The organism is Mycobacterium sp., from assembly GCF_039583785.1.
In the GTDB taxonomy this organism is placed as follows: Bacteria; Actinomycetota; Actinomycetes; order Mycobacteriales; family Mycobacteriaceae; genus Mycobacterium.
On sequence record NZ_JAVKSG010000050.1, the window covers coordinates 1 to 26,222 of the forward strand.

The 26,222-nt window shown below is 65.9% G+C and carries 25 protein-coding genes, 2 tRNA genes and 3 pseudogenes; 14 read left to right on the plus strand and 16 right to left on the minus strand.

Annotated elements, in window-relative coordinates:
- Positions 1-206: 206 nt before the first annotated feature.
- The 6 genes from ABDV69_RS14835 to ABDV69_RS14860 form a co-directional block, all read right to left on the minus strand.
- Positions 207-1,397, minus strand: coding sequence for a PPE domain-containing protein (locus ABDV69_RS14835; RefSeq protein WP_343575641.1), 1,191 nt, complete (start codon positions 1,395-1,397; stop codon positions 207-209).
- A gap of 10 nt (positions 1,398-1,407) precedes the next feature.
- A complete protein-coding gene (locus ABDV69_RS14840; protein WP_343575644.1) occupies positions 1,408-1,710 on the minus strand; it encodes a PE domain-containing protein in 303 nt (100 codons plus the stop codon).
- A 93-nt stretch (positions 1,711-1,803) separates the two neighbouring features.
- The gene (gene eccCa, locus ABDV69_RS14845) at positions 1,804-5,880 is read right to left on the minus strand and encodes a type VII secretion protein EccCa (protein ID WP_343575647.1); all 4,077 of its coding nucleotides are present in this window, start codon (positions 5,878-5,880) and stop codon (positions 1,804-1,806) included.
- Between the two features lie 2 nt (positions 5,881-5,882).
- Positions 5,883-7,373, minus strand: coding sequence for a type VII secretion protein EccB (eccB, locus tag ABDV69_RS14850; protein WP_343575649.1), 1,491 nt, complete (start codon positions 7,371-7,373; stop codon positions 5,883-5,885).
- 66 nt (positions 7,374-7,439) lie between these two features.
- A complete protein-coding gene (locus tag ABDV69_RS14855; protein WP_343575650.1) occupies positions 7,440-7,760 on the minus strand; it encodes a DUF2710 family protein in 321 nt (106 codons plus the stop codon).
- A gap of 66 nt (positions 7,761-7,826) precedes the next feature.
- On the minus strand, positions 7,827-9,161 hold the full coding sequence (locus ABDV69_RS14860) for a DUF5631 domain-containing protein (protein ID WP_343575652.1): 1,335 nt from the start codon (positions 9,159-9,161) through the stop codon (positions 7,827-7,829).
- Between the two features lie 102 nt (positions 9,162-9,263).
- Between ABDV69_RS14860 and ABDV69_RS14865 the strand changes: the two genes are divergently transcribed.
- A complete protein-coding gene (locus tag ABDV69_RS14865) occupies positions 9,264-9,407 on the plus strand; it encodes a hypothetical protein (protein WP_343575654.1) in 144 nt (47 codons plus the stop codon).
- Here the strand turns inward: ABDV69_RS14865 and ABDV69_RS14870 are convergent, their stop codons facing one another.
- The 6 genes from ABDV69_RS14870 to ABDV69_RS14895 all read right to left on the minus strand — a co-directional run bounded on the left by ABDV69_RS14870 (position 9,408) and on the right by ABDV69_RS14895 (position 13,326).
- Positions 9,408-9,722: a DUF2694 family protein gene (locus ABDV69_RS14870; protein WP_343575655.1), complete on the minus strand. Its 315-nt coding sequence runs from the start codon at positions 9,720-9,722 to the stop codon at positions 9,408-9,410.
- Positions 9,719-10,036: an ESX-1 secretion-associated protein gene (locus ABDV69_RS14875; RefSeq protein ID WP_343575657.1), complete on the minus strand. Its 318-nt coding sequence runs from the start codon at positions 10,034-10,036 to the stop codon at positions 9,719-9,721. The genes ABDV69_RS14870 and ABDV69_RS14875 overlap by 4 nt, the downstream gene beginning before the upstream one ends.
- Positions 10,037-10,078: 42 nt before the next feature.
- Positions 10,079-11,266 carry a DUF4226 domain-containing protein gene (locus ABDV69_RS14880; RefSeq protein WP_343575659.1) on the minus strand — a complete coding sequence of 396 codons (1,188 nt, stop codon included), beginning with the start codon at positions 11,264-11,266 and terminating at the stop codon, positions 10,079-10,081.
- Positions 11,267-11,357: 91 nt separating this feature from the next.
- Positions 11,358-11,744 carry a DUF4226 domain-containing protein gene (locus ABDV69_RS14885; RefSeq protein WP_343575661.1) on the minus strand — a complete coding sequence of 129 codons (387 nt, stop codon included), beginning with the start codon at positions 11,742-11,744 and terminating at the stop codon, positions 11,358-11,360.
- A 5-nt stretch (positions 11,745-11,749) separates the two neighbouring features.
- Entirely contained in the window at positions 11,750-12,565 is an 816-nt protein-coding gene (locus ABDV69_RS14890) for a C40 family peptidase (protein WP_343575663.1), read from the minus strand.
- Positions 12,562-13,326 (minus strand): helix-turn-helix domain-containing protein, encoded by a 765-nt coding sequence (locus tag ABDV69_RS14895; protein ID WP_343575664.1) that lies wholly within the window; start codon positions 13,324-13,326, stop codon positions 12,562-12,564. Before ABDV69_RS14895 ends, ABDV69_RS14890 begins: the two co-directional genes overlap by 4 nt.
- A 142-nt stretch (positions 13,327-13,468) precedes the next feature.
- On the opposite strand from ABDV69_RS14895, the gene ABDV69_RS14900 reads away from it, so the two are divergent.
- From ABDV69_RS14900 to ABDV69_RS14945, 10 genes are all read left to right on the plus strand, one after another.
- A complete protein-coding gene (locus ABDV69_RS14900) occupies positions 13,469-13,885 on the plus strand; it encodes a WhiB family transcriptional regulator (RefSeq protein WP_343575667.1) in 417 nt (138 codons plus the stop codon).
- Positions 13,886-14,098: 213 nt separating this feature from the next.
- Positions 14,099-15,199 carry a hypothetical protein gene (locus tag ABDV69_RS14905; protein WP_343575669.1) on the plus strand — a complete coding sequence of 367 codons (1,101 nt, stop codon included), beginning with the start codon at positions 14,099-14,101 and terminating at the stop codon, positions 15,197-15,199.
- A 155-nt stretch (positions 15,200-15,354) separates the two neighbouring features.
- A complete protein-coding gene (locus ABDV69_RS14910; protein WP_343575672.1) occupies positions 15,355-15,942 on the plus strand; it encodes a hypothetical protein in 588 nt (195 codons plus the stop codon).
- A 201-nt stretch (positions 15,943-16,143) separates the two neighbouring features.
- Positions 16,144-17,490 (plus strand): type VII secretion-associated serine protease mycosin, encoded by a 1,347-nt coding sequence (gene mycP / locus ABDV69_RS14915; protein ID WP_343575674.1) that lies wholly within the window; start codon positions 16,144-16,146, stop codon positions 17,488-17,490.
- Positions 17,491-17,528: 38 nt separating this feature from the next.
- Entirely contained in the window at positions 17,529-18,875 is a 1,347-nt protein-coding gene (eccE, locus tag ABDV69_RS14920; protein ID WP_343575692.1) for a type VII secretion protein EccE, read from the plus strand.
- 39 nt (positions 18,876-18,914) lie between these two features.
- Positions 18,915-20,459, plus strand: coding sequence for a PPE domain-containing protein (locus ABDV69_RS14925; RefSeq protein WP_343575676.1), 1,545 nt, complete (start codon positions 18,915-18,917; stop codon positions 20,457-20,459).
- A 5-nt stretch (positions 20,460-20,464) separates the two neighbouring features.
- The gene (locus tag ABDV69_RS14930) at positions 20,465-20,782 is read left to right on the plus strand and encodes a YbaB/EbfC family nucleoid-associated protein (protein WP_343575695.1); all 318 of its coding nucleotides are present in this window, start codon (positions 20,465-20,467) and stop codon (positions 20,780-20,782) included.
- Between the two features lie 81 nt (positions 20,783-20,863).
- Positions 20,864-21,604 carry a type VII secretion target gene (locus ABDV69_RS14935; protein ID WP_343575679.1) on the plus strand — a complete coding sequence of 247 codons (741 nt, stop codon included), beginning with the start codon at positions 20,864-20,866 and terminating at the stop codon, positions 21,602-21,604.
- 52 nt (positions 21,605-21,656) lie between these two features.
- Positions 21,657-22,235 carry an EspA/EspE family type VII secretion system effector gene (locus tag ABDV69_RS14940; RefSeq protein ID WP_343575681.1) on the plus strand — a complete coding sequence of 193 codons (579 nt, stop codon included), beginning with the start codon at positions 21,657-21,659 and terminating at the stop codon, positions 22,233-22,235.
- Between the two features lie 127 nt (positions 22,236-22,362).
- Positions 22,363-22,575: a hypothetical protein gene (locus ABDV69_RS14945; RefSeq protein ID WP_343575683.1), complete on the plus strand. Its 213-nt coding sequence runs from the start codon at positions 22,363-22,365 to the stop codon at positions 22,573-22,575.
- Here the strand turns inward: ABDV69_RS14945 and ABDV69_RS14950 are convergent, their stop codons facing one another.
- Positions 22,576-23,193 (minus strand): hypothetical protein, encoded by a 618-nt coding sequence (locus ABDV69_RS14950; RefSeq protein ID WP_343575686.1) that lies wholly within the window; start codon positions 23,191-23,193, stop codon positions 22,576-22,578. It lies immediately after the preceding gene.
- Positions 23,194-23,423: 230 nt separating this feature from the next.
- On the opposite strand from ABDV69_RS14950, the pseudogene ABDV69_RS14955 reads away from it, so the two are divergent.
- Positions 23,424-24,239: pseudogene (locus ABDV69_RS14955) on the plus strand (alpha/beta hydrolase); the annotation flags it as partial.
- Here the strand turns inward: ABDV69_RS14955 and ABDV69_RS14960 are convergent.
- Both ABDV69_RS14960 and ABDV69_RS14965 read right to left on the minus strand, forming a co-directional pair.
- Positions 24,206-24,409, minus strand: a pseudogene (locus ABDV69_RS14960) (GXWXG domain-containing protein); the annotation flags it as partial. The pseudogenes ABDV69_RS14955 and ABDV69_RS14960 sit on opposite strands and share 34 nt — an antisense overlap.
- A 67-nt stretch (positions 24,410-24,476) precedes the next feature.
- Entirely contained in the window at positions 24,477-25,550 is a 1,074-nt protein-coding gene (locus ABDV69_RS14965; RefSeq protein ID WP_343575689.1) for a pyridoxal phosphate-dependent aminotransferase, read from the minus strand.
- Positions 25,551-25,637: 87 nt separating this feature from the next.
- On the opposite strand from ABDV69_RS14965, the gene ABDV69_RS14970 reads away from it, so the two are divergent.
- Positions 25,638-25,729: transfer RNA gene (locus ABDV69_RS14970), tRNA-Ser, on the plus strand.
- A 74-nt stretch (positions 25,730-25,803) separates the two neighbouring features.
- A tRNA-Arg gene (locus ABDV69_RS14975) sits at positions 25,804-25,876 on the plus strand.
- Positions 25,877-25,981: 105 nt separating this feature from the next.
- Here the strand turns inward: ABDV69_RS14975 and ABDV69_RS14980 are convergent.
- Positions 25,982-26,222 (minus strand): annotated as a pseudogene (locus ABDV69_RS14980) (hypothetical protein); the annotation flags it as partial.

Here is a 26,222-nt window from a genome sequence, read left to right on the forward strand (position 1 = left end):
GATCATCCCCGGGAGGGTGCGCCCACTTTCACGCCACCTCGCCGAGGCTCATCCACAGGTTTTGATCATTGCTCCCGAAACCCGTTTGTGCGCTCTGGCTCCCACTTCTTGAAACTGCTGAACCGCAACTCTTTGGACGCAACTATCATCCATTGACCACTCTCGAACCCGGAGGACGTGCTGTGAGCGCACGACGACGGGGCTATTCAGCCTCGCCCGGGATCGCCGGCGACCACGATCCGGGCGTGTGCCACAGCGGCCTGCTGGTTGGATTCCTCGCTGTTGCCCCGCGCGGCCAGCGGCGCCATCGGCAGCCCGCCCCCCATTGACGTGGTCGGGCCGGGTGTCGCAGCGACGGTCCGCAGGCTCATTGGCCGTCCCCCGCTTTCCGGCTCGAACGTGCTGGTGGGCCGCGTGTAGCTGGTCAGGCCCGCGCCGGAAACGGCGCCCAACCCTCCCGCCGCGCCGGCCGCCCCCGCACCGATGCCTCCCGCCGCGACGCCGCCGGAACCGAGTGGCCCAGCCAGGGAAGCGATTTCGGCTGCCGGCGGCCCCGACGCCGAGGAGAACATCCCGCCGAACGCGCCCATTAGCGTCGACGGCAGGCTACTGAAGCTCTGCAGCCCCTGCGTCGGAGCCTGGAGGAACTGGGCGGCCGGCTGCATCGCACCCGATGCCGCCTCCTGTAACGGTCCTAAAAAAGAGCTGATCTGTTCGGTGGCGCCGCCGGTCGCCGAGACGGGCGCCTGTCCGGCCGCCTGAGCAGCCTGATTCGACAGGCTGATCCCGTCCTGCGCTGCGGTGCTGCTCGCAGCCTGACTCAACGCCTCCCCCGCAGCGGCCGGCGCCGCGGGCGAAGCCCCCTCGGGCGCCAGCGGAGGCGGCGTTCCCAGCGCGGCGGTGAATCCGCCCAACGCCGTCGAGTAACCCATGCCGATCGTCGAGTTGTGTGGCCAGTGCTCGCCGAAGTACTCGAGGTCGTGCTGCGCGATCGCCGGGGTGAAGGACCACAGGACGCTCGGGTTGACCTTGTCCATCGCCTCGCGCCTGGCCCGGTTCGACTGGCTGACCGTCGACGGAATGACCGATGACCGCGCCGTGGTAAAGGCGTCCACCGCACCTTGGGTGACGCCAATCTTGTGCGCAGTCCACCCGGCCGCGGTGTGCAATCCGACGTTGAGGCCGTTCACGGCTGCGGTCGACGCAGCAGAACCCAGGCCCGCCCACGACGCCATCGTCGCCGCAGTGTTGGCGCTCGAAACGCCCGCCGCCACCTCGTGATGGGATGTCTCGGTCACCCAGACCATGTTGTTGGCGACGACCGCAGCCGCAGAACCGGCCTCAAAGATCGCCGCGACGGTCTCTGGTGGCCCGGTCCAGCGTGGATCGCCCGGCATGCTGGGTCGACTAGCCCAGCGCGGTGCCGTGGATCGCGTCCATGGCTTGGTATGTCGTCGACGCCAACGATTGCGCTCCCGCGAATCCTGTCCGCTGCTGGACGTTCTCCGACATCGCCGCCAGATAGGACGCCCCGGTTGCGTTCAACGCGATCGCAAAGGCCGCCGAATCGGCGTCGGCCGCCATCGGGGTCACACCGGTCAGCGCCGCTGCACCGGCCGCTGTGGTGGCCGCCATTTCGGCGCCGATCCCCGTCTCGGTAGCCGCCGATGAATTGACTGCGGCTGGAATTACGCCGAATCCGCTTGTCATGGTGCCTCCCAGGTCTGTCCGCGGATTACCTCTGAAGCGAATGTGTGCCCTCTGAGTTTAATTGACCAGGCTGCGCTGCCGAGTCAGGACTTTCTAATCCGGGCTTCCGACCAGAACCCCTTCGATGTCTCCTTCGGTGGTCACCAGCAGTCCACGCCCGGGTGCTAGTTGCTGAGCGCTTGTCCGGCCGAACACCTTCACGTTCGCCGGATCGTTGTCCATGAACAGGGTCGGCGAACGAGATCCGGTCAGCTTTTGGATGAACGGGTTCATCACGACCTGAGCTGCCCAGTTACCGGGCAGGCGCGAGGCGATGACGTGCAGACCAATCTCACGGCTTCGCTCGATCAATCCCCACAGCGGCGCTGTTGCTGCGGGGCGGATGGCTTGATTGTGCGGTCGGAGTTCGTGCTCGTCGTCGATCAGCAGGAACTGCCGCGCGCCGTCCCAGGGTTTGAAATCCAGCAGCTCTTCCTGAGTCAGACCCGACGGCGGAAGCCGGTCCTGCAGCAGACCCACCAGCTCTCTGATCACGATGTCGATGTCGTCGGCCGTGTAGGCGTAGGCCCGCACATGGGGGCCCCGGATCTGCCCGATCAGCGTGGTCTTGGGGTCGATGATGGTGATCTGAGCCTGCTCGGGGGTGAACCGCTCGGTGATGACTCGACCAAACGCCGCGAGTGTTGTTGTCTTGCCGCACAATTGGCGGCCCACGACCAACACGTGCGGCAGTGCTCGGGTCGGCAGCGCCACCGGCTGTAGACCGCTCTCCCCGATTGCGAATGGGATGTTCAGCGGATCCTGGGTGCCGGGCGAGCCGGCGAAGCCGGCCACGATCGCGCTGAGCGACACCCGGGCGGGCAGGCGCGACAGGCGTTCGACCTTGCCGGTGCCGGTGAGGTGGGCGATGAGCGGGCCGATGGCCCGCGTCCCCACTCGTTCACCCTTGCTGCCGGTCACCTCGGGCACTCCGACCAACAACTCGTGACCGTCTCTGGTCAGACCAAAGCCCGGCCTGTCCAACGTGTTTCGCGCTGCCCGGCGCTGTTCCAGCGAATTGCCCATCTGCGACTCGTCGGGGTTGCTCAGGCGCAGCTGAATTCGCGCGTTGGAGACGTTGAGCAAGCCCTGCTTCTGACCGACAAACCACGCGGTAGCGCTGGTCATCACGTGAATGCCGTAGGACAATCCTTGGCGTGCAAAGGATATCGCTCGGTCGCCGATCGCTGAATCTTTGTCGTAGAGGTCACCATAGTTGTCGATGACAAGGAACACGTCACCGAACTTGTCCTCCGGATCGGTTCCCCCGCCGCCGACCGCGCCGAAGCGCCGCTCACGGAACTCGGAGATGTCGATCTGATACCGCTTGAACGACGCCTCCCGCGCACGGATCACACCCTCGATCGTGGCGATGGTGCGCGACACCCCTTCGGTGTCGTTCAGGCTGACCACTCCAGCCACATGGGGATATTCCTCGACCGGATACAGCGCGGCGCCGATGCAGAAGAACGTGACCCGCTCCGGTCGGTACATCAGGGCCGCTGAGGTGATCAGGGTCATCAAGGTGGTGGATTTTCCGCGCTGCGCGGTCCCGACCACCATGATGTTGTCCACCTCGGCGTCGATGACGTGTACCCGCTGCTCGTGATCCTCCGGAATGTCCACGATCGCGTAAGGCAGCACCAATCCGGGGTTGTGGCCGTAGTCGACGTGCCAGGGCTGGTCGCGCCAATAGGCCACCAGTGCGTCCACCTGCTCACTGACTTCCAGTGGCGGAAGCCAAATTTGATGCGGAAGCCGGGCGGGATGCGAGATCAGCGACTCGCGGATGACGTCGAGCAGTTTCTTCTTTCGGAAGCCATCGGTGTGGAACAGGTACTCGTCGGGTTCCTCGGGCGCTTCGGCCACCGCCAATGCTGCGTTGTCCTCGTCGCTGAGTGGTTGGTACTCCCAGGTGAGCGGCCGGGGCTGGGAAAAGCTGACGTCGACCGTGGTGCCGACCGTGACGGCTTTCTTGGGCAACACGAACGGCGCGGACAGGTAAAAGCACCGGAACGGCTCCAGGTCGCGCGGACCCACTTTGAGAAGCGCGTAGCCGTTCTCCTTCGACGGCAGGTGTAACGCCGCGTCGCTGCCGATCACGTCGCGGGAATCCTCGGCGGTCTCGGCACGCAGTGCCACCCGGAAGGCGATGTTGCTCTTGGCTTTACTCAACGATGACAGGTCCAATCGCTGGCCGCCGAGTGTGAAGAACACGTTGCAGCCTCGGCCTTCCTGACCGATGTGGATGACCAGCTGTATCCACTCCTGATGGTGGTGGAACAGCTCCAGGTATTCGTCGATGATGACTAGCAGCACAGGCACCGGCTCCAGATCTCGTCCGGCGAGCCGCATCTCTTCGTACTCGTTGGCGTCACGCGCACCAGCCTCCTTGAAGAGGCGATAGCGCCTGGCGATTTCGCCGTTGATCGCTTTACGCATCCGCTCTGCGAGATGGCGGTCGTCTTTGCCGAGGTTGGACAGCGAGCCGGCGACGTGGGGGAGTCCTTCCAAGTCCTGGGCGGCCGATTCGAACTTCATGTCGACGAAGATCACCGCGAAGGTCTCGGGCGAGTGCGTCAGCGCGATCCCGTTGGCCAGCGACAGGAAGAACTCCGACTTACCCGATCCCGACGTTCCGATTACGACGGAGTGAAAACCGAAGCCGCCGAAATCTTTTGCGCGGAAGATCACGTACTGCAGCTCACCGCCTGGCTTGACACCCACCGGCACCATCGCCCACTTCGCGTCACCGCGTCCGCGACTGTCAGCCCACAACCGGTCGACGTCGAGTTGCCGGGGGTCACTGATGCCCAGCGCCCGTAACAACTCGGCGCCCTGGCTGTCGGTTTCGGACAGGTCGTCACCGGTCATCGGTGACCAGCGCGCCAGGGCTCGGGCGTACCGACTGGCAGTCGAATCGGCGAGCATGTCGGGCACCGCGTAGAACGCGCCGCGGTGATAGAGCCGGCCTTCTCGTAGCTCGAACCGCTGGTCGTCGTCGAGGAAGCCGACCCCGACGCCGGATCGAGTTGCCAACCGCAGCAGCGTGATTCCAGCCATACCTTTCTGCCCGGTAACGCTCTCCCATTGCTCCGGAGTCCCGACGTTGTCGTCGACGATCACCCAGTGCGGGCCGAGGGTCAATCCCGGCACTTCCATCGCCGAGGGCATGGATGTCGGGCTTGTCCCAACCGATGGTGACCATGGTCCGCGGCCCTTGCGATGCAGCTCGGCATCGAGCGCTTCTTCTAAGTCGGTGGGCGTGATGAACACCAACCGACGTAAACCGCAGGCGTCGAACATCTCGTCGTGCTGGTTGTGCGGCAGCCACACCAGCCACGACCACAACTCGGGATGGCGGGTGACCACCATGACCTTGACGTCGTTCGGGCTGTGGTAGACCGCCAACGAACACAGGATCGAGCGTGCGACATTGTGCAGCTCGACGAGATCGCCTGCAGTGAAGCTGAATCCCGGCTTGGCCCGCAGGCTCAGCACCTTGCCGATGCCGCGGATCTTGCTCTGCTCGAGAATGAAGTCCCGCAAGGCACCACCGGTCACCGGCTCGAGCTCTTCGCCGATCGGCACCTCCGGCCACTGCAGGGAGACCGCTGAGTCGCTGGCTTGCTGCACCCCGATGCCGAGGCGGACATCGAGAAAGTCCGCGTCGCCGGGGCGGCGCTCCCACATTCGCGGGCCGCCGATCACGGTGTCCAGGTTCTGCGGGTCGCCGTGCAGGAAGAGCTGGTTGCGTCGTTGGTCCTGAGCGGCGCGCTGGACCTCGTCGCGGTCCTCGTCGAGCTGGCGTAGATAAACCCGCCGCTGCTTTTCCTGTTCGCCCCAAGAGATCCGCCGGCCTCGGCCGAAGCGTCCGCTGAACATCAACGCGCCGAATCCCGCCAGGCCCATCATCGGGAAGAATCCCGACTGCAGCGACCGGACTCCGGAGGTGTACATCACCATCAAGGTGCCGATGATCCCAACGAGCAGGGCCGGCAATGCAATCATCAACAGGATGTTGCGCGGCTCGCGTTCCGGCAGCGCCAAGGGCGGCGCGACCGCGACCCGTACCGGAGGCACCACCGGCGCGGGTTTGCGTGCACCACGCACAAAACCGCGTTTGGACATGCCTAACCTCCGACTTGTTGGTTGGCTTCCGGGATTGACGCAACCGCGCCGCCGCCGTTGATCGTGTCGTGCGCCAGCAGGGCGCTGTCCCGGCTGATGGCCGGCCCCGCCGCGAACGTGCGGACTATCGGCCAGGGGGCCTGGGCGGCGCTGCGCGGATCCAGTCCGAGTGCCTGCAGCGTCTTGTCGTCCCACTGAACGCCGAACCGGACACCTTGGGGCGAAATCCAATACAGACTTTCACGGCTTTGCGCCGTGGCGACGCCACTCGTGATGGCCACGAAATTCGCGGCCCCCGGCGACACCAATGTCTGGTCCGCCTCCACCGACTCGGCGTGGCGGTCGTCGCGCACCAAGTGGACCAGTCGGCCGTCCATTCCGATCGGGACTGGCAGGCCCCGTCCGCTGAACACCGCGATCGCGGCTTGCGGGTCGCTGGACTGTTTCTGCCATGCGACGCAAGTCACCGGATTGGCGTTCTTGTCAACGAAATTCAGCTTGCCGGACGGGTAGAAGTCGACATTGAGTCTCTCGACCACCGGGACCCGGACCAGTCTGTCCGGCGCCACCAGCGTCGGCGTGACAGATCCGTGCGAGTTGGCGGTTCGGAGCAGATCGGCCACGAAGCTGGTGATTTTCTGAACGCCGTCCGGGAGCAGCACATAGAAACCGGTCACGTTGCCGTTGGCATCGCGGGTCTCCAGCACGTTTCCCACCGTCGAGCCGGGCAGCAACGTCGATGGCGTCCCTGACTCCGGAATCGCCGGAATCACAAGGGGTTCCGTTGACGGCAAGGCGTCGAACAACGCGTTGGACATTTCGATCGGATACGTCACGCCGGGGTCCAGGCCCAGGTTGAACGTCACCGCCCGGTCGGCCGGGTCGACTTCTGACCGTTGCCCGCCCCAGATCACGTAGGTCGCTCCGATGTGCGTCGCCAACACCGCATCCGTGCTAGGCATCGGAGCGGCCCGGCCCCCTTGTTCGAGGGCCCCCGCGATCGACGTCACCAGCGGTGCCCCGGCACCACGGGCCGGTGCGGTATCGCAGACCGCCCAGGCCGACGTCGACGCCGGCGCAACGGTGAGCTCGTCTGGTATGCCAGGGATTCCGATCATCGGTCCGGCCGGATATTTGGCGATCTCAGACGCCTTCACCCAGGCGACGGCTGCGGCGTGGCCGACGGCCAACCGGGCGGAGGTCAGATTCAGTGCGGGGTACAGCCGACCGTTGATTTTCGCGTAGACCGCACCGGTGTCGCGGTTGCCGACGATCGCGGACTGCCCGACCAAGCCCGCGGGCTTCATCACGTGCAGCAGCGCCATCCAGCCGACGCCGATCAGTACGAAGACCATCGACAACGCTACTGCCGCTTGCTGTTTGCGGTCGTCGTGCTTCATCCGCACCGAGAACCGGGTGATCGCTGCTTTCAGCCTGCGGTTGTAGAACAGGTGCCCCGAGTTCTGGTCGCGGTTGGAGAGATTGAGTGGCACGTCAAAATCCTTTCGGCGGCTGATCCGCCTGATGCCTGAAGATGGTGCTCGGCAACGAGTTACCCGTCACTGCAACGCTCCGCCGTACCGGGCCTGATTTTCGGCCTCGGCCTCCTCGCGCAGCGCGGCGACAGCGAGGTTCAACCGGTCGGCAAGTTCTCCGTGCGGGTAGCCGGACATCACGCTCGGGTGCAACGTCAATTCGACGAGCCTGCCGTCGGCATTCGCGACGGCCTGGATATCGCCGAGATCCACGCTGTAGGTGACGGACTCGGCTTGTCCGACGAGTGCCTCCCACTTGTCGGCGGCCTCGTTCAATTCACGCAGAACCGACTCGACGAGATCCTTGTCGCTGAGCTGCGCGCGACTATCCGGTCCCGGCATCACTGCAGTATCTCGACCCCTTGTGACCAGCGTCAATTCATCGGCCGCGGACTAAATCACGGCGGTCTGTCACGGGCCGGCCTTCCAGTTGCCGGGCGGCGCAGAACTGAGCACTTGGAACCAGGCGAAATGGTAGTTCGCGCTGACCGCGTTCTTGGTGGCGATGCCTTCGGTGGCCGCCAGCAGTAGGCAATTCAGCAGCTGCCCGGGGTCGACGTCCGGGTACTGCGCCAGCAGTTGGTACCGCGACGTATCGAGGTAGACGCGCAACACGTCGATCTCGGTATCGACGATTCCCGTTCCGGTGGCGCCTGCCCTGGCCAGCGTATTCACCATCCGCGGCAGGCCGTCGCGCCAGTGCGTCGCCTCCCCCAGCACCCAACCCAGGTCGTCGACCGCGGGCAGTTCGCGGGGTTTCGACGACGTGTCGGTGACCTCGTAGTCGGTGGCCCAGCCAAGCGGATCGCCCGGCGCGTATGTCGCCAGCAGAGCGGTCTGCCCGAGCAGCGCCGCCGCAGTGCCGTTGCGCCGACCCGGCTCCAGCAGCCGTACCTCGTTGGGCAGGGTGATCCCCGGCGGCACCCAGCCGTGGGCCAGGTCGGTGACCAGCAGCGTGCTGCCGTCTTCGCGGACGCCGACGGCCCAGCGCAAGCCGGGTTCCTGCCGAGCCACGAACTTAAGCAGCCGTTCCAGCCGTTCGCTTTCCGATTCACCGGGCTTGGCATGGCGGCTCGTCATCTCCGCGACCGGCGGCTCCGGAGCCCGCGGGGGTGGTGCATCGACCGGCGGCTCTGCCAGCGGCGCGATCTCCTGCAAGAGCGTCGCCAACTCCTCGAGCACATCGGTGTCGTCGGAGTCCAACGCGTGCTTCGGCGCCGACGGCTCCGGCTTCGGTTTCGGTGGCGCGGCCGGGGTCACCGGTACGGTCACGTCAGCAGTGGGTGTGACGGTGACCCACTCGCGATCTTGGCGCGGCGGAACATGTTTGAATCGTGTGGTGTTCTCGGTCTCGCCGAAACCGTTAACGCTCCGGTGTCCGGTCGGCGAGTTCGACTTCATGTCGTGAAGATGACGAACTGTCGACTCGACCCGACGCACCGCGAAGGCGCGCGCTTCATTGATGACGCGGGCTTCTTCTCCCTGTCGCGTGGAATCCACCAATCCCGCGCACCGAATGTGGGTGAGTTCTTCGTTTGCCGAATTGACGATCCGCTGCAAGTCGGCTTTCAGGTGTCTGACAAGTGGTGCCGTCTCGGCCGTCACCATGGACAGCTCCACAGGCCAAAGACCGCCCGTTATCCATGGTGTGGCATCGACGGGTGGCGTGAACGCCGGGATCTTCAGCGATTCCTGGGCAGCTCGTCGGAGGCGCTGACGCGCCGAATTCCGTCCGAAGATTGCCACCGGCCAAGCCTACCGCCCCCGGCGGCTCGACAACTGCGCTGATTGACGGTCGAGAAATGTGGGTGAATTGTGCGAATAACGCCGTCTGGGTAGCGTGAACGCGTGGTGGATTCAGGGCTTCAGCAGCAGTTGAATGAAGTGCGTGCGTTGCTCGATCGGGCGCGAGAGTTGTTCGGCGACAACCCCGTCGAACCGCCCACCGACATCGTCCCGGATCGTACCGCCGTCCAGACCTGGATCCGCTAGTCATTCGGCCGCGTCGTCGCGGCCCGGCAATTCGTGTGCGACCAGTCTTTCGATCGCGATGTCGAGATCGTCGGCGGTGGGAACCTCGGCTGACGGGGTGTACCCGGCGGCGACGATCTCGCCGCGAACCTCCATCGCCGCCTTGAGGTAGGACACGTCGGCGGTCAGCAGGATGCCTTCGGTCAGGCTCTCGGCGTCGGTATGCATCGCTGCCTCAGTCAGGGTGACGCTGTGCACATAGCCGCCACGGCAGGAGCGGACCAGGATGTGCCCGCTCGGATGTACGGTGTCGAACGCGGGATCGGCCTCTGTCATCGACCGCCGTCGGAGATGCGGTCGAATTTCCGGGCGGCTTCGGCCTCGTGCTGTTCCCACCTGGCGGCCGATTTTGTCAGGTCGTCGGCGATGTCTGCATGGTTGTCGGCTTGTTGCTCGTAGCAGAGTCGTCGCTGCTCCAGTAGTTCTCTTCCGGCCTCCCTCAGGTCGCCGAAGATCGGGCCCAGCGAATCGAGGCTTCGCTGAATTGCCTCGTGTACGTCTGGGAGGGTTCGAAGATAGTCCGATGTCTGTTGATGGTGGCCGGCAGCTTCACGCAACTTGGCCGGCACCACGTGGATTCGATCTGCCATTGGTGTTCTCCTTCTGACGTTCCGGCGCCAGCCGGACTATTTCTACGCTGTCTCGGTTCGCTCGGCGACCGCCGGTCTGGTGGGGGCCGGCGGGTCGGGTGCGTCCGGGGCGGGCGCGTCGACCGGTGCCGGAGGGTGCTCCCAGCCTAGGAAGTCGGGGCCGTTCACGGTAGAGATGTGCTGGATCTGGCCGTTCACCAGCGCCCGACCCGGGCCGAGTGCCAGGGCGTGCCGGTCGGTGAACATGCCGATGTCCCCGGGTGCAAGCTGCGACGGGTCGACCGGGTCGCTGACCGCGGTACCCGGTGGTGGGAGGGTCATTCCCTGCTGCTGGAAAGCCTCCGCGATGGGAGTTCCGCGCGCGGCGGCTTCGATGACGGCGGCCAGCTGCGGGCTCGAAGCGGTCAGCGTTTCGCCGTCGGGCAGCGTCACCGTTGTCGGACCGGACGCGGGTTCGGTGTGCTCGTGACCGGCCCGCTGGGGTTCATCCTCGTCGGCGTCCGTCCGGTCCTCGGCGTCTTCGGTGGCCGGGGACGCGGCGTCGATGTCGTCATGGCCCGCCGGCGCAGAATTCGGCAGCGAGAATCCTGCCGGCACGCCGAACCCGGAGCCGCCGGGCAGGCCTCCCCCGCCGAAGGAAGGAATGCCGGGCATCGCTGCGGGCACCGGCGCCGATGACGCCCGCGCCGGCGCGCCCTCGGACGGCATGCCGAGATCATCCTCCGGCATTGCGTCGAGATAGGGTTCGAGCTCGGATTCCGTTGCCGCTGGCTGAGTTTGGGCGGCCGGGGCCATCGGCGGTGCCACGGGCACGCCGCTCGAGGTGGGCTGGTCGGCTGCATCGGGGCCGGGTTGGGCCGAGTTGTACAGCGACGTCCAGGCGGCCATCAGGGCCGAGTTCGACGTGTCGTCCAGGCTCGCACCGGCGACCACGGCGTGGATGTCTCGCAGTTTGCCGATCAGATACCGCTGGAAGTCGCGCGCCCCGGCCGGGGTGTCCAGATCCGATCGGGTCGCCACTGCTTGCTCGATGTCGCGTTGCAACGTGTTCAACGCATCTCGGCCGGACGCGACTTTCTGATGCGCGTTCAAGATCGCGGACACGACTTCCAGATCGACCTGAGCTGTCGTCGAATTCTGATGCGCCAGAGCAGCTTCCGCGCGCCTGATGGCGTCTGCCGCGTCGCCCTCCTGGTGATCGGAGGCGGACCCGTCGTCAGGCGATGTCATTGCTCTGCTGCCCGAACATGGTGGCGACAGTAGCCAGGGGTGTCGGCGCCGACAATTCACGGTTGTGGATAGCTGCCGCGATTCCCCGGGGCTAGCCGGCGGGCGACGTGTAGTTCGCACGCAAGGTGTCCAGGGCGGCCCGCGTCTGGGCGTCGACGTCGCGGGCCCGCGACACCACCGCCGAGATTTCCTGTTGCTTGGCGATCAAGAACTTCTGGAATTCACGGGCGCCCATCGCCGTATCGAGCGCGAGCGCGCCCTGATTGGCTACCGCGCCGTCGATCTCGGCCGCGATGGCATCAAGGCGCCGGATGCTCTGCACCGTCACCACATGCGCGCTGGCGAGCGCTTCGGCGAGAGCCCGGTCGGCCTCGACGGACGCCGCGTGGCGTGCCGACAACGCCGCCTGCCGCGGCCCGATCGCGTCGATCGGGCCGCCAGCCTGCGCGGGCGTTCCCTGTCCGTGTTCGCCAGCCATCGTCGCTATCCCAGTGGACGCCGGATCTGCACACCGGTGCCGAGTGGACTGATCCGCACGGTAGCCCCGGAGTGGGGTGCCTCGACGACCAGGTTGTTACCGATGGCGAGCTGCACGTGACCCGCCGTCGGGAACACCAGATCGCCCGGACGCACCTGCGAACGTGGCACCGGCACCCCGTCGTAAATCTGCTGATATGTGGTGCGGTCCAGGTGAATTCCGGCTCGGGCGTAGGACCACTGGGTAAGTCCCGAGCAGTCGAATTGGTCGGGGCCGGTCGCTCCCCACACGTAGGGTCGGCCGAGCCGCGACAGCGCGGCGCGCACCGCGATGCCAGCACGCGTGTTCGGCGCAGGCAACCGCACCCGGTGCTGCGGCATTCGATAGCGCGTCGCCCGCCATCTCGAACGATGCTTCCCGGACTTGCGGCGCGCGGCAAGCACGTGCGCCCGCTGGGCGCGCAGCCGCGCGACCCGACGCCGGATCGCCTCGCGCTGCGCGATGGGATTGTCCGGCACAGCACTATCGGCATGTGCCTCGTCGAGAACGCTTTTGGTCAACGCGTGGGCATTGGCGTGATCGCGGTGCGCTTCGTGTGCGGTGGCGGCCACCGTGGCGTCGACGGCGGCCGCCGACCGCAGGTCGTCGCGGCTACGATCGGCCGCTGCTCGGTAGAGCGCCTGTCCCCCGGCATTATTAGGTGCTGCGGCACGCGCCAGCAGTTCGTCATACGGCGCCAGCCTGGCGCCGAACGACGGCACCCGGGTAGTACCGGCAAACAGTTCGTGTGCACGGCGCAGGGCCGCCAAGTCGTCAGTCATCGCCGCTCCCCCGGCGTCTGGTCGGCCAGTTCGGCGAATGCCCGGACCCGGGGGAGAGCGCCCGGCGGGATGACACCTCGGTTGCGGATGTCCCACATTTCGGCGGCGCTGACCCCGAGCAGTGCCGCGATCACCGCCTCCGGCAGCGGGGATTGGGTGCAGGCCCGATCCAGACGCGCGCTCAGGCTCATCGGCACGCGTTCGAGGAGTCCGCCGCGGATGGCTTCCAATCCCTCGAGATGCCGCATGAGGCGTCCCGCAGATTCGGCGTCGGCGTTGACGGCCAGGCGCCAGGAGTTAGCGGCCAGCATCTCGGCCTTCACGCACTGTTCGATCACAGAGAGAATATACGTCTCATATTCGTTTGAGGTTTTCACCGGTGCCCGCTCGATCGCCGATTTGATCGAATCCAGGTGGGCCTCGGCGTAGCTCTCCAGCACTTCGGTGTCCGTATTGTGCCGGACGACCACGATCGGCCCGTCGGTCCGTGCGGGCGTCGGCCGGGGTGGCGGCGCGGCGGTCAGGCGCTCGAGTTCGGCAGCCGAGTCGGCCGCCACGACGAGCCGCGAATACGTGCCAGTTGGCAGACCGAGCCCATTTTCAACCTTTTGAACTGTGCTTTTGTGCGGCTTACGGGCACCGCGCTCCAGGTAGCTCAAACCCATGATGCTCACCCCGGTAACCGAGGCGAAGTCGGCCAGCGACCAGTTGCGCGATTCGCGTAGCTCCCGGATAACCGCTCCCGCCGACTCGCGGCTCACCGCAGCGCTCCGGCCATATGCGGATACTACACAGCGCTACCCGCCTTCCTGGCTATATACGTTTGCTTATCACTTCCCTTGCGGAAACTCACGGGATGTGTATATGTTTTCATATCCGTTTCGATGCCAAGGAGGAGCTCCGATGGGTAACCCGTGTTCAGTCAACCCGGAGATGTGGTTCGGCTACGCCGACGACGACAGCGGCGACGGCGCAGCCAAGGCGCGTGCCTACGAGCAGTCTGCTACCGAGGCTCGGCTGCAGTGCCTGCGCCGATGCCCGCTGGCTCAGCAGCGACTGTGCGCACAGTATGCGGTCGAGAACCGCGAGGAGTACGGGGTCTGGGCCGGCGTGAAACTGCCTGGCGGCCAGTACCGCAAGCGTGAGCAGCTGGCGCAAGCGCATGCCGCCCTGCGCCGGATCGCCGCGGGCGAGATCAGCTCGCGGCAATTGGCCGACAATGCCGCGCTATTGGCCCGGCGCGAGAACGACGCGACGCCAGTCCCCACGACGGTATTTCACCTGCCCGTTTGCCAGATCGGGCCGCGCTCCGCGGCGTGAACCGTTGGTTACGCCTCGTGGTCGAATAGCGGGTTCCTGCGCCATTGACGCGGGCCGCGCAGGCGGTGTTACGGCACCCACGCACGTAAATCGGCGATTTCTTTGCTCCTATCCGACGTGGTCTGGCCCGCAGGACAAATTGTGTCAACCGGTATGCGGGAAGCGCAGTAAAGTTTGGCCAGCGTACGAGCGCGTGCGGAGAGGGGTCGTGTCGTGGGAGTGCCACGCGATCAGAGCCCGTACGGGTCGCAGACCTTGATGGGTCCCGGCTGGCCCGACATCGACGAAGAAGCGCTTTCAGCTGCGGCAGAGGCCTACGAGCAGCTCGCTGCGCACCTCACCGGAGTGATCGTGCCCCAACTGCAAGGCCGCGTGACCCAGATACAAGGCGACTGGGAAGGCGCTGGGGCGACAGCAGCGCTGGCTGAGGCCGGCACCATTGTCGGAGGGCATCAGATCAATGCCGCCGAGGCCTCGGCTATCGCGCTCAAGCTGCGAGCCATGGAGGCCTCAGTGACCAAGGCCAAAGCCATGGTCAACGCTACGGCGCAAGAGATTCAGCACGCCTGCGAAATGATCGAGGCGGCACCGATCCAGAACAAGGAAGAGCTGCTGCAAAGCATGATCAAGTTCGGCCAGTCGCAGAATATGGCCGACGTGATGGAAGGCACCAGCGAACTGGCGGCCAGTTTGGGCGCACCGAACGTCAATCCGGCCGCGATACCGATTCCGCCCGGCGGGGACCCCGGCGTCGGACAGATAGCGAAAGCGGCGCAGGACGCCGGTAGCCAGGGCCCACAGCAGGTGACGCAGATGCTGAGCCAGCTCGGGCAGATGCCGCAGCAGCTTGGCAAGTCGCTCGGTGGCGGCCAGGGTTTACAGCAGCTGATGCAACCGCTGCAGCAGATTTCGTCGATGTTCGGCAAGGGCGGCGCAGGCTCGCAGGCGTCGCCGTTTGCGGCGTTCAGCAACCACCCTGCGGCAGGCGGCCACGGTGCGGGAGCGGGGAGCGGTCTCGGCCGCGGCGGCTCAGTGCCCGGCGCTGGCGGCAGCTCCCCGCGCACCCCGTTGATGGGAAAGCTCGTAGGCAAATACAGCGTGGTGTCTCCTGCGTCTGTCGAAGAAGGTGCGGTGGCGGGCAAGACGGCCATCGCCGGTTCCGCGCCGGTGGCGGCCGGCGGAGGCACGGGCGGCATGGGCGGGGCCGGGATGGCAGGTCACCGCGAATCCAGTGGCGGCACTCGAGCGGCTCTGGCTGTCCCGACGCCCTTGGATCACGACCTTGCCGAAGACGACGTCGACGAGGACTGGTGACATGGCTTTCGCATCGCTTGCACTGACGGACGACTCGCATAGAGGGAAGGTGAGCCATGGTTGGTGATCCGATGAAGAAGACTGGCAATCCTGGCTGGGAGCCGAGCTCCGTCCAGCTACCTCCGATACCGAGCCTTCCACCCGGTGCAGACCCGATGAGCTCGATGATCTCCGCGGCGCTGCCGACGCTATCGGCCCAGATGGAGGCAAACGTCGCAGCGCTGCAGGGCAAGGAGACGATGTTCTCCGGCAAGCTGACCGCCGCTAACGCGATGTATGCCAATTCCGAGGATTCCGGCACCCAGGGCGTCATGCAGATCGTCCAGATGTTGGGTCAAATGGGCGGCCAGGCAGGGCAATTGGGCGAGGTGGCCGGCGCGCCGACCCAGATGTTCGGCCAGGTGGGCAGCCAGTTCGGTCAGCTCATGCAGCCGATGATGCAGGCGTTCCAAGGTCACGGTGGCCACGAGGGGTCGCCCGGCGGGCAAGGTGGCGTCGGAGCGGCCGGCGGAGGCGGGCAGGGCCTCGCGGGTATCGGCGGCTCGCAGCAGCAAGAGCGGGACGAAGAGCGGGCGGCGCAGCCGCAGCCCGAAACGCGCCACGATTCTGACCGCGACGGGCACGGTTCCGCCGGCGCACAGGCCGGGCCGGACGTTCGCCAGGGCCTGACTCCGGTCCCGCCGCTGACGCTTGAGCCGCCGCACCGTTCCGCCGAGGGCGACGACCCGGGCCGCAACCTCTAGCGCTGCGTGCGCGCCGGCGCCGTCGCGTGCCCGCGGGGAGTGCAGAAAAAGCGAACCGGGCGGGCCTCAAACAGCCATAAGATTGTCCGTAGCCTGCGTACCGCCTCGAGGGAGCGAATACGTTGCTCTCACCTGACGGTCCGCAGTTTGTCGTTTGTGGTGGGCTCGCTGACGTGACGCCGATCGGAAGGGGTGTGGTCGATGGTGCGCCGTCTGGCCTTGATGCTGGCGGCGGCGCTGGTGCTGCTCAGCGCGCCGCCCGCGCTGGCGATCGCGCCTCCAGTGATCAACTCGGATGCGATGCCGCATGACGAACTTGGACCCGATCAACCGACCGAACAGCGCCGGGTCTGCTCGGCGCCGACCTCGTTTCCGAACGCCAACTTCGCCGACCCGCCGTGGGCCAACAACTACCTGCACATCGCGGAGGCGCAGAAGTTCGCCACCGGAGCGGGGGTGACGGTCGCGGTGATCGACACCGGCGTCAACGCGTCACCGCGGGTGCCGGCCGAACCCGGCGGGGACTTCGTCGACAAGGGCGGCAACGGCCTTTCCGATTGCGACGCTCACGGCACGTTGACCGCGTCGATCATCGCGGGCAGACCGGCCCCGACCGACGCCTTCGTCGGCGTCGCACCCGACGCGCGCCTGCTGTCATTGCGCCAGGCCTCCGAAGCTTTCCAGCCCGTCGGCGCACATGTCGACCCCAACGATCCCAACAGCACCCAGACGGCCGGATCGATCCGCAGCCTGGCCCGCGCGATCGTGCACGCGGCGAATATCGGCGCCAACGTCATCAACGTCAGCGAAGCGGCCTGCGTCAAGGTGACCCGGCCGGTCGACGAATCCACGCTCGGGGCGGCCGTCAATTACGCCGTCAACGTCAAAAACGTCGTGGTCATCGTCGCGGCAGGCAACACCGGCTCGGACTGCACCCAGAATCCGCCGCCAGATGCGTCGAAACCCAATGACCCGCGCGGCTGGCAAGAAGTACAGACCATCGTGACGCCGGCCTGGTACGACCCACTGGTCTTGACCATCGCCAGCTTCGGCCAGGACGCGCTGCCCAGCAACTTCTCCATGCACGGCCCGTGGGTAGGGGCCGCGGCACCCGGCGACAACATCATCGCGCTGGGATACAACGGCGAGCCCGTCAACGCACTGCAAGGCCAGGACGGCCCCATTCCCATTGCTGGAACGTCGTTTTCGGCGGCATACGTCTCCGGTATCGCCGCCCTGCTCCGTCAGCGATTCCCCGAGCTGACTGCGGCGCAGATTATCAACCGACTCACCGCGACAGCGCGCCACCCGGGCGGCGGTGTCGACGACGTCGTCGGGGCCGGAGTCGTCGATCCAGTCGCGGCACTGACGTGGGATCTACCGGCAGGCCCCAAGACCGTACAGTTCGACGTCAGGAAAGTCCCACCGCCGGTATACATCCCGCCCCCCGACCGCGGGCCGATCACCATGGTCGCCGTGACCGGGCTGGCCTTGGCGCTCGCGCTGGGCATCGCGGCGCTCACTAGGCGGGCGTTGAGTCGACGGTGAACAAGGTTGTGGGACTTCAGTTGTCCACCGGCCACACGATGGTCGCCGGAGCGCTCGCGCCGGCATGCGTGGCGGTATCCATGCGGACGGCGTACCCGTGGATCGGTATCACCCTGGCCGTGCTGATAGTTCTCGCGGCTGTCGTCACGGTACGCAACCGGCGACTGAGTGGATGGGCACACGCCTTCACCTCGTGGCGTCGACGGCGGAGCACCGCTCCCCCCGCTCCCTCGGCGCCGGCGGTCGGAGCAACAGTGCTGCCCGGCGATCACGTCGCCGTTCGCTGGCACGACGATCACCTGGTCGCGATTATCGAACTGATTCCGAGACCCTTCACACCCACGGTCATCGTCAACGGGGAGGCGCACACCGACGACGTCGTCGACACCCGGTTGGTCGAGCAACTGATCACAGCGCACTGTCCCGATCTGGTGGCCGACGTCGTGTCGGCGGGCTACCGGCTCGGCAAGACCGCGCCGGCCAACCTCGTCGGGCTTTACCAGCAGGTAATCGGCCCCTACCCGGCGCCGGCGAACCGGCGGACGTGGATTGTGTTGCGCGCCGATCCGGAAACCGCGCGCAAGTCGGCCCACCGTCGCGACGTGGGTGTTGCCGGGCTGGCCCGGTATCTGGTCGCCTCGACGACGCGTATCGCCGACGAGTTGGCCAGCCACGGGATCGATGCCCGCTGCGCGCGCAGCCTGGAAAGTTTCGACCAGGCCACTGAGATCAGCTTCGAACACGAGACGTGGTCAGCGATCAAGGGCCGCAGTGCATTTACGGCCGCCTACATTGCGCCGGGTGGCCCTGATGTCTGGTGGTCCGCCCGCGCCGACCACACGATAACCCGGACTCGTCTCGTTCCGGGATCGGCACCGCAGTCCACGGTTTTGCTGACCACGCTGTCCCAGCCGACGACGCCACGGGGCTTCTCGTGTCTATTCGGTGGCCAACGCGCGGCTCTGCTTGGTCATACCCCGGTGAGCGACCGCCACCATCACCTTCCGATCGGGTCGGCAGGGGTACTTGTCGGCGAGACCTCAGACCGATATCCCGTCTACATGCCGTTCGACGACGTCGATACGAGCGTGAATCTTGGTGACGCTGCGCTGTTCACCCAATTCGTCGTTCGCTCGGCAGCAGCTGGCGCGGTCGTCACCCTCGAACCGCGATTCGCCGAGTTCGTCAACTTCGTCAACGGGCGCATCGGACAGACGAACAAAGTTGTCTGGCCCAACGCGACGACCTACCTCGGTCCCCAGCGCGGAGTCGGCCGAGTGATACTGCGGCACAACTTCATAGACACACCTCGGCACCGCCAGTTGCCGATCCGGATGATCCAGCCGCGCGAGGAAAGCCGCTACCAGTGGGCGCTGGAAAAGTGAACGGCAACTTGCGGTTTCGGGTAGCCCGAAGGAGCAGTCATGGGCGATAACCTTAGGGTCGACACCAGCGACCTGCGAGCCAAGGCCGACGAGATCAACGGGATCAAATGGGCTACGCCGGCTGACGAGTCACCGATTACCCCGCCATCCGCGCTCACGACATCCATGGACGCCGTCACCAACCTGGTCAATCTCGCGCGTTCGCTGTGGGAGTACCAGAACTGGGGCGCTACCGAAGGCAAACGCCTCGCGGAGTCCCTGTATCACGTCGCGAAGGCCTACGACGAAGTCGATTTACGCGCGCAGGCCGAGATCAATTCCGGCAATCCGATATCCAACGGACCCGTCAGAATAGACGACTGCTCGATTCCCAAACCCGCCCATCCGAGCGCACCGAGCGCACTCGGAAAGGTCGGCCATGCCCCCGGCGACCCGGAGGTGATCGAAGACCCTTTGAGGAACGGCGATCAAGGAGCAGCCCTGCAGCACGTTGCCGAATTCTGGCGAAACACCGGTGACGAACTTCAGTCAGCTGCCGAGTCTTTTCACGTCCGAATCCGCAACTGGGAAGGCGCTGCCGCGGAAGGCGCCTACAGCCGTTTCAACCAGTTCGGCGGATGGCTCGAGGGCATGGCGAGTTCATGGCAACAACTGGCGAGCCAGGCGGACAAGATCAAAGAGGCGCACCGGAGCGCGCGGGACGCGCACACCCCTGTCTACGAGCAGTGGATGACCCTGAAAAAGCAGTTGGAGACCGCCGACGACGATCAGAAGCAAAGCATCATGGAGGGCCTGCTCAAGCAGTACGCGGAGTCCGAACATGTTCGCGCGCAGTACGAGTCCGCTGCCACCATCGACCCTGTGCAACCGCCCGAACCGGTTGACGGTTTGCTTGCGACACCGGTTTACACCAACGGAGATCCACGCCGACGGGCCATTCCCGGTCTAGACGACATCCCCGACGTCCAGCAGATGGTGGCTCCTTTAACAGGCACTCCCGGTGGTGGGGGAGCGCCGGGCGGTAGCGCTTTCCCGTCGACGCCGGTATCTGCTGGCACCCCGCAACATTCTGCGCCGCAACAACAACCGACGGCCGCACAGAGTGCCGGCTCGCCCAGCGGTGGCTCTGGCTCGCAAGGCGGTAGCCCGTCCGGTGGTTCCGGCGGCGGGGTGCCGGGCGGCATGCCTGCCGCAGCGAATGCCTCTCCGCATCTGCCCAAGGGCCCAAGCCTCAAGCCGGCGTCAACCGGAGGGCACGGCGGCGGCGCCGGCGGCGGCGCCGGACCGCTGCAACCCTCGGTGACCGGATCGGCGGTCGCCCCCTCGCGCGGTGCTGCAGCACATGGCGCCGAAGCCGGCCACGCCGGGCTGACGGCGCCGGCCGGGGCGGCTGGAGGTGGCGGCGGTGCGCCGATAGGAGGCCAGGGCGGCCACGGTCAGGGTGGCAAAGAAAAGCGCCGCACCCCTGGGCTGTCCCCCGAGGAAGAGTTGTACAAGGAAGAGCGCGAATGGACCGAAGGGGTCATCGGTCACCGCAAACGCCGTGACGTGCAGGACGGCAAGGACTCGGGTGGCTCGAAGTGACCGAGATGCATCCCGAGGTCGCTGCGGTGCTGCAGCAGGCGCAACGTTTGCTGTCGATCATGGATGATCAACTGCACAAAATGAAGTCCGAAAAGTTCACTGCCACAGACGAAGCCGAGACTGTCGAGGTCACGCTCAACGGACATCATTGGCTCACCGACGTATTCATCAACGAAGGCTTGCTGCGGTACGGCTCTGAGAACGTTGCGCAGCGACTGAACGAGGCGTTGCGCAACGCGTCGGCCAAAGCGACAGCCTCGATTCACGCCGACTGGGAAACCCTCGACGCGGCGTTCGCGGAGATCGCCGACGAATTCGGCTAGCCAAAATCGGCGCATCGCCCCGCTGCGGGCGGACTTAGACTTCTGTGTAGGGCATACGCCGCCGTGGAAATGAGGTGCACGATGAGCCAAGACAATCTCTATACCGAAAGCGAAGGTCTGCGCTCATTCGCCCAGACGCATTCAGATGTGGCTGCCGAGATGTCCCGCGTGATCGATCCGGCCTCCTACACTGTCTCGGTCGCGTTGAGCCACGGCGCGATTGCGTCGGGAATGCACAACGCACTGAACGGGGCGATCGACGCTCGCTCTGGTGCGCGAACCTCGCTGTCCGAGGCCGGCCGGGCGCTGGCGGATTCCCTACGCCAAGCTGCGCACGCCTACGACGGAGTCGATGACGGCGCAGCCAGTCAACTGCGGTCGGCGGCAGATGCCGTCGATGGGACCGCGGCACCCGCCCGCGGCGGCACGTCGGGTCCCGGCGGCAGCAGCATGACGGACCTCGCGGGTGCGTTCACCGGCGCGGGCAAGGACGCGGCCGGAACGCTTGGCGGCGTGATCGGGCCGATGACGTCAGGCCTCGGCAGCGGCGCCTCGTCGCTCGGCAGCGGTTTCTCCAGCGCCGCCGGCGCGGCCGCCAACAGCATCGCCCAGGCCGTCGGCCAAGCCGCCAAGGCCGGTGCCGTGCCGGCCGGCGCGGTATCCGCTGCAGCGTCGACGGACGATGTCCCTGGCACAACCCTGTCCGGAGGCGATGGTGAGGCCCGGACCGGTGACGGCGCAGCCCCCGGCAAGGCTCCTGGGGAACACGTGATACTGGCGCGGAGCACGTCGGGGCCAGGGATGGGCGGCGCGGTGGTATGACTTTGCCTGCTGTTGTTGACTTTTCAGATTGAGCCGCGGAAGGGTTGGCTGCGTGGGTGCCATCGACGCCTTTATGTCGACGTGGTCGAACGCGCGCGACACGTTGGGCCAGGGCACCCCGCAGGACGGCGCTCCGTTCGACAACGGCTCTCAGTTGCGGCAGATGCAGACCACGGTGGCCGCCGCGGCACCCGGGGCACGCTGGACGGGCGCAGCCGCCGATTCCTACACCGAGGCCAACAGCAAGCAGGGCCGGGTGTTGGGGCAGATGGCCGAGCTGGATCAGCGACTGGGTGCGGAAATAGACCGCTCTGCGGCGGTGGTGGTCGCGGGCCGGCAGAACCTGGACGAAGTCAAGCAGTGGGTGCTCGACGCGGCCTCGGCGGTGCCGGCGAGCGACGATCGTGAACAACAGTTGTTGCCGATCGCGCGCAAGGGCATCGGCGATGTCGCCGACGTCGTCAAGCAGACCAACGGCGACCTCAACGCCATCGGCGGCCGCATCCGCGATATCGGCGATGAATACAAAAAGCTCGGCGACGGCCCAAAAGGCGGCATGGACGCAGGGGATCCCGATCCGAAGAAGAAGACCCCGGAACCGCAGATACCTGACGGCAAAGATCCCAAGTAGGTCAAGCGGTGGTGGGATTCGCTGACACCGGCGCAGCGGGATTAGATGCTGCGCGATCACCCCGATAAGTTGGGTAACCTCAACGGAATTCCCGTCGCGAACCGCAGTACCGGCGAACAAGGCCGTCATGCAGCAGGACCTCGACCGCGTCAATCAGGCAGCCGCAAGTCACCACGTCAGCGTCGACGAGGTGAAGGCTCATCCGGAGAACTACGGGCTGATTCCGAGCGACGTGACGCGCTATACGAATGCCGACCAAGTCAAGAAGGGCCTCGATCACGGCGGCAGCAAGGACACGAACTACGCCCCGAACTTCCTGTATGTGTACGACCGTTCCTGATTACTGAGCAGGAGTGAGTCCTGTTCGGCCCGAACGTTTCTGGCCGCTGATGGTGGGTGTTGTCTGGTGGACCGGCGCGCCTCGTCGTCGTTGTGGGCGTGGCGGTGAGCCAGGACTACGGCACCGTCGGGTGGGTGTCGGTGGCTGGTCAGGTCTGGCCGGTGGAGTGCCCGCACGCATCCTCTGTTGGGTGCGGGGTCCTGCCGGCCGACGCCTGATCGGCTTGCCGAGTCCACGTCTGCCGATCGCGGCCGCGGCCCCGTGATGCACGGTGACAGTGGCCGGGTCGGATGTCGGTTGTTGTAAGGGTTTACGCCAGTGCTGGCGGCCCCACCTGCTGGTGTAGGCCGGGTCCACACCGATCACCGCCAGACCGCGCCGGGCGGCCATGCCGATGAGTCGGTCCCGGAACCGGCGGGTGGGGATACCGGCGATGGTGCGGCGCAGCCGCTTTCCGCGTTTCCCGCGGCCAAGAGTGTCTCGGCCGGTGGCTCGCGCGTCAGCGAAGTCGAGGTTTTCCACCACCACCACCACCACCACCACCGCACAGCCGCTGGTCTGCGCGTTGTCGAGCACACCGACGGCCAAGTGGCCGTCGTTAAGGTCCACCCCGAGCACAAGCCCACACCACCGTTACAAGTTCCGTTGACCTCGCCGGCATCCGGGTTCACCAACACGGAGCGCTGATTCACCCGCACCGCCGCCACCGGCAGCGATCCCTACCGAAACCAGCGATACGCGGTCTGCGGATGCACACCCTAAGACCACGCCCACTCCGTGAGGTTCACCCCACCAGGCTACTCACTAACACACACATAGGCTCACTATCGCTGAGTATCTCGCCAGCAGCTGCCAACCCCTGCGCGTTCGACGGCAACGGGGGTGCGGCGATCGCGATCGGACACCCCGACAAAGCCGCCAATACCGTTGTGGTGGTACCCGGGACCAGCCACAGTGTCAAAGAGGGTTGGCTCAGCAGCGATGACGCGGCCCACGTGGATCACGAGACGTCCAACGCCGATCGCTCACGGCCTACGTCGGTGATCGCATGGATGGGCTATGAAGCACCCGACGGCCTCACCGACGCCCGCGTCGCGCAGACTGGGCTGGCGCACCAGTGCGGTGCATTGCTGGCCTTAGATGTCAACGCTCTCAACACCACTCACGATGATGGCACGCCCACTCATGTCACGGTGATCGGGCACTCGTACGGTTCGAAGACGGTCGCTGACGCTGCGGCCGGCTGCGGTATGCACGCCAACGACCTGGTTCTCGTTGGCTGTCCCGGTACCGATATGGCCCGCAATGCCGGCGATTTCCACCTGCAACCGGGCGGTTGTGTATACGTGGGGGGTGCGTCCGGCGACCCGGTGTCGTATCTGGGTGGAATCCCCGGTGCGCTGGGGGCGGACCCGTACATCGACGGCTTCGGTTCGACCCGCTTCAAAGCGGAGGTTCCGGGACTGGCCAGCGACCACAGCCACTACTACGACCCCGGCAGCGAATCACTCTTCGGTGCTGCCGATATCGCCTCCGGGCATGGCGACGCACTAGAGCATGACCATATGACGGCCCCGCACCGCACTGCCTGGCCTTCCGTGCATATCCCGGGCACTCCAATAGATATCCCTGTCTTGCCGAACCACCGCGATTTCTCCAGCTGACCGTTCATTCGGTGGCCGTTAATGAACTCGCCGCCCTTCCACTCGCCGAGCATGCCGTCGACAGTCGCCGGCGGCAGGCTGGCCCAATAGTCGTCGAGCTCTGCATCGGCAATGGTGCCACCACGTTGCCTGAACGCGTCAAACCTCCTGCGCGCCAACGTCTCACCCATCACGATCTCCTTTGATCCCATTGCCCGGCTCCCATTGGCCCGCTTCCCGGCCCGCATCGTCGCCGCGCTAAACCCAGTTCTCGGCGAATTTCAGCAGCGCGTCGTTCTCTTCGGGCGCACCGATGCTCACCCGGACACCGTCGCGGCCGAACGGCCGGACCACGATCTGCGCGCTTGCGGCCTGCTCGACGAAGTCCAGTGTGCGCGCACCCAATGGCAGCCACACGAAATTCGTCTGCGACGACGGAACGGTGAATCCGTCGCCGCGCAACGCGTCGCTCACCCGGGTGCGCTCGGCGACCACCGCATCGGTGCGGACCAGCAGTTCGTCGGCCGCGTCCAGCGAGGCGATCGCCGCCGCCTGCGTGATGCTGGACACTGTGAAGGGCACGTAGGCCTTGTCCAGCGCGGTAATCAGGCCTGGGTGCGCGGCCGCGTACCCCACTCGCAACCCGGCCAGACCGTACGCCTTCGAAAATGTCCGCAGCACAACGACATTGCTGTGCTCACGCACCAGGGCGAGACTGTCGGGAAGCAGACCGTCACGGATGTATTCGACGTAGGCCTCGTCGATCGCGATCACGATGTGCGACGGCACCGCCTCGACGAATCGGGTCAGCGCGTCCGGAGCGACCACAGTCGAGGTGGGGTTGTTGGGGTTGCAGACCAAGATCAGCCGGGTCCGGTCGGTGACGGCGGCCAACATTGCGTGCAGGTCGAAAGTGTGTTCGGTGAGCGGGATTTGGACGGCCGTGGCACCGGCCAGCCGGACCTGTAGTGGGTAGATCTCGAAGCTGCGCCAGCCGAACAAAACCTCGTCGCCCGCTGTCGACGTGATCTGGACGAGCTGCTGGCACAGACTCACCGACCCGCAGCCGACGGCGATGTGTTCCGGACCCCAGCCGCCACCGTGGGCGACCCGGCCGGAGTTCAGATGCTTGGCCAACGCTGATTTGAGCTCGACGCAGCCGTTGTCCGGGTACCGGTTGATGGCGTCCGTTGCCCGCTCGATGGCCGCGCGGACGCTGGGCAGCGGGCCGTGCACGGTCTCGTTGCTGGCCAGTTTGATCGCGCCCGGGACTGTCTTGCCGGGGACGTAGACAGGCAGCTCGGCCATTTCGGGTCGAAGGCGAGCAGTCATTTCGACAGCATATGTCCGGCCTGTGTACGCTGTGCTCCGCGGCGGTTCCGGGAGTCAGTTTGCGTCCGGTACCCTCAGACGGTCCAGGGAGGCGTGCCAGAGCGGCCGAATGGGACTCACTGCTAATGAGTTGTCCCCCTTACCGGGGACCGGAGGTTCAAATCCTCTCGCCTCCGCCACGTGGCGATCGCGAGCGCGGCGTAAGCCGGGCGAAGCGGGTCGACACGACACGACACGACACAACTGAACACTGGCGCCCGTAGCTCAACGGATAGAGCATCTGACTACGGATCAGAAGGTTGGGGGTTCGAATCCCTTCGGGCGCACTCACGGCCGGCGAAACGAGTTCGTTTGGTGTCAAGCGACGGCAACATCGTCGCGGATTGTCACAACTCGCGCCAAACTCCGCGCCGTCGGCCCGCGCGTTTGGCCTAATGCCGTGCGTCGTGGGGCCGGATGCGGGGCGCACCGGCCGCGGTGACGGTGTTGGCTCGCATCGTGGACAGCGTGTCTGGGTGGTGTAGCTGCCCGGCTTCGTTGCACACCACATAATCGAGGCCGGTGTAGTCGACACCGCATTTCAGATGCTCGGAGAGTGTTGCCGGGCATTCAGGGTGACCACGTTCGGATGGGGTACGGGCGCCGAGGGTGAGGATGGTTGGGTCGGATCCG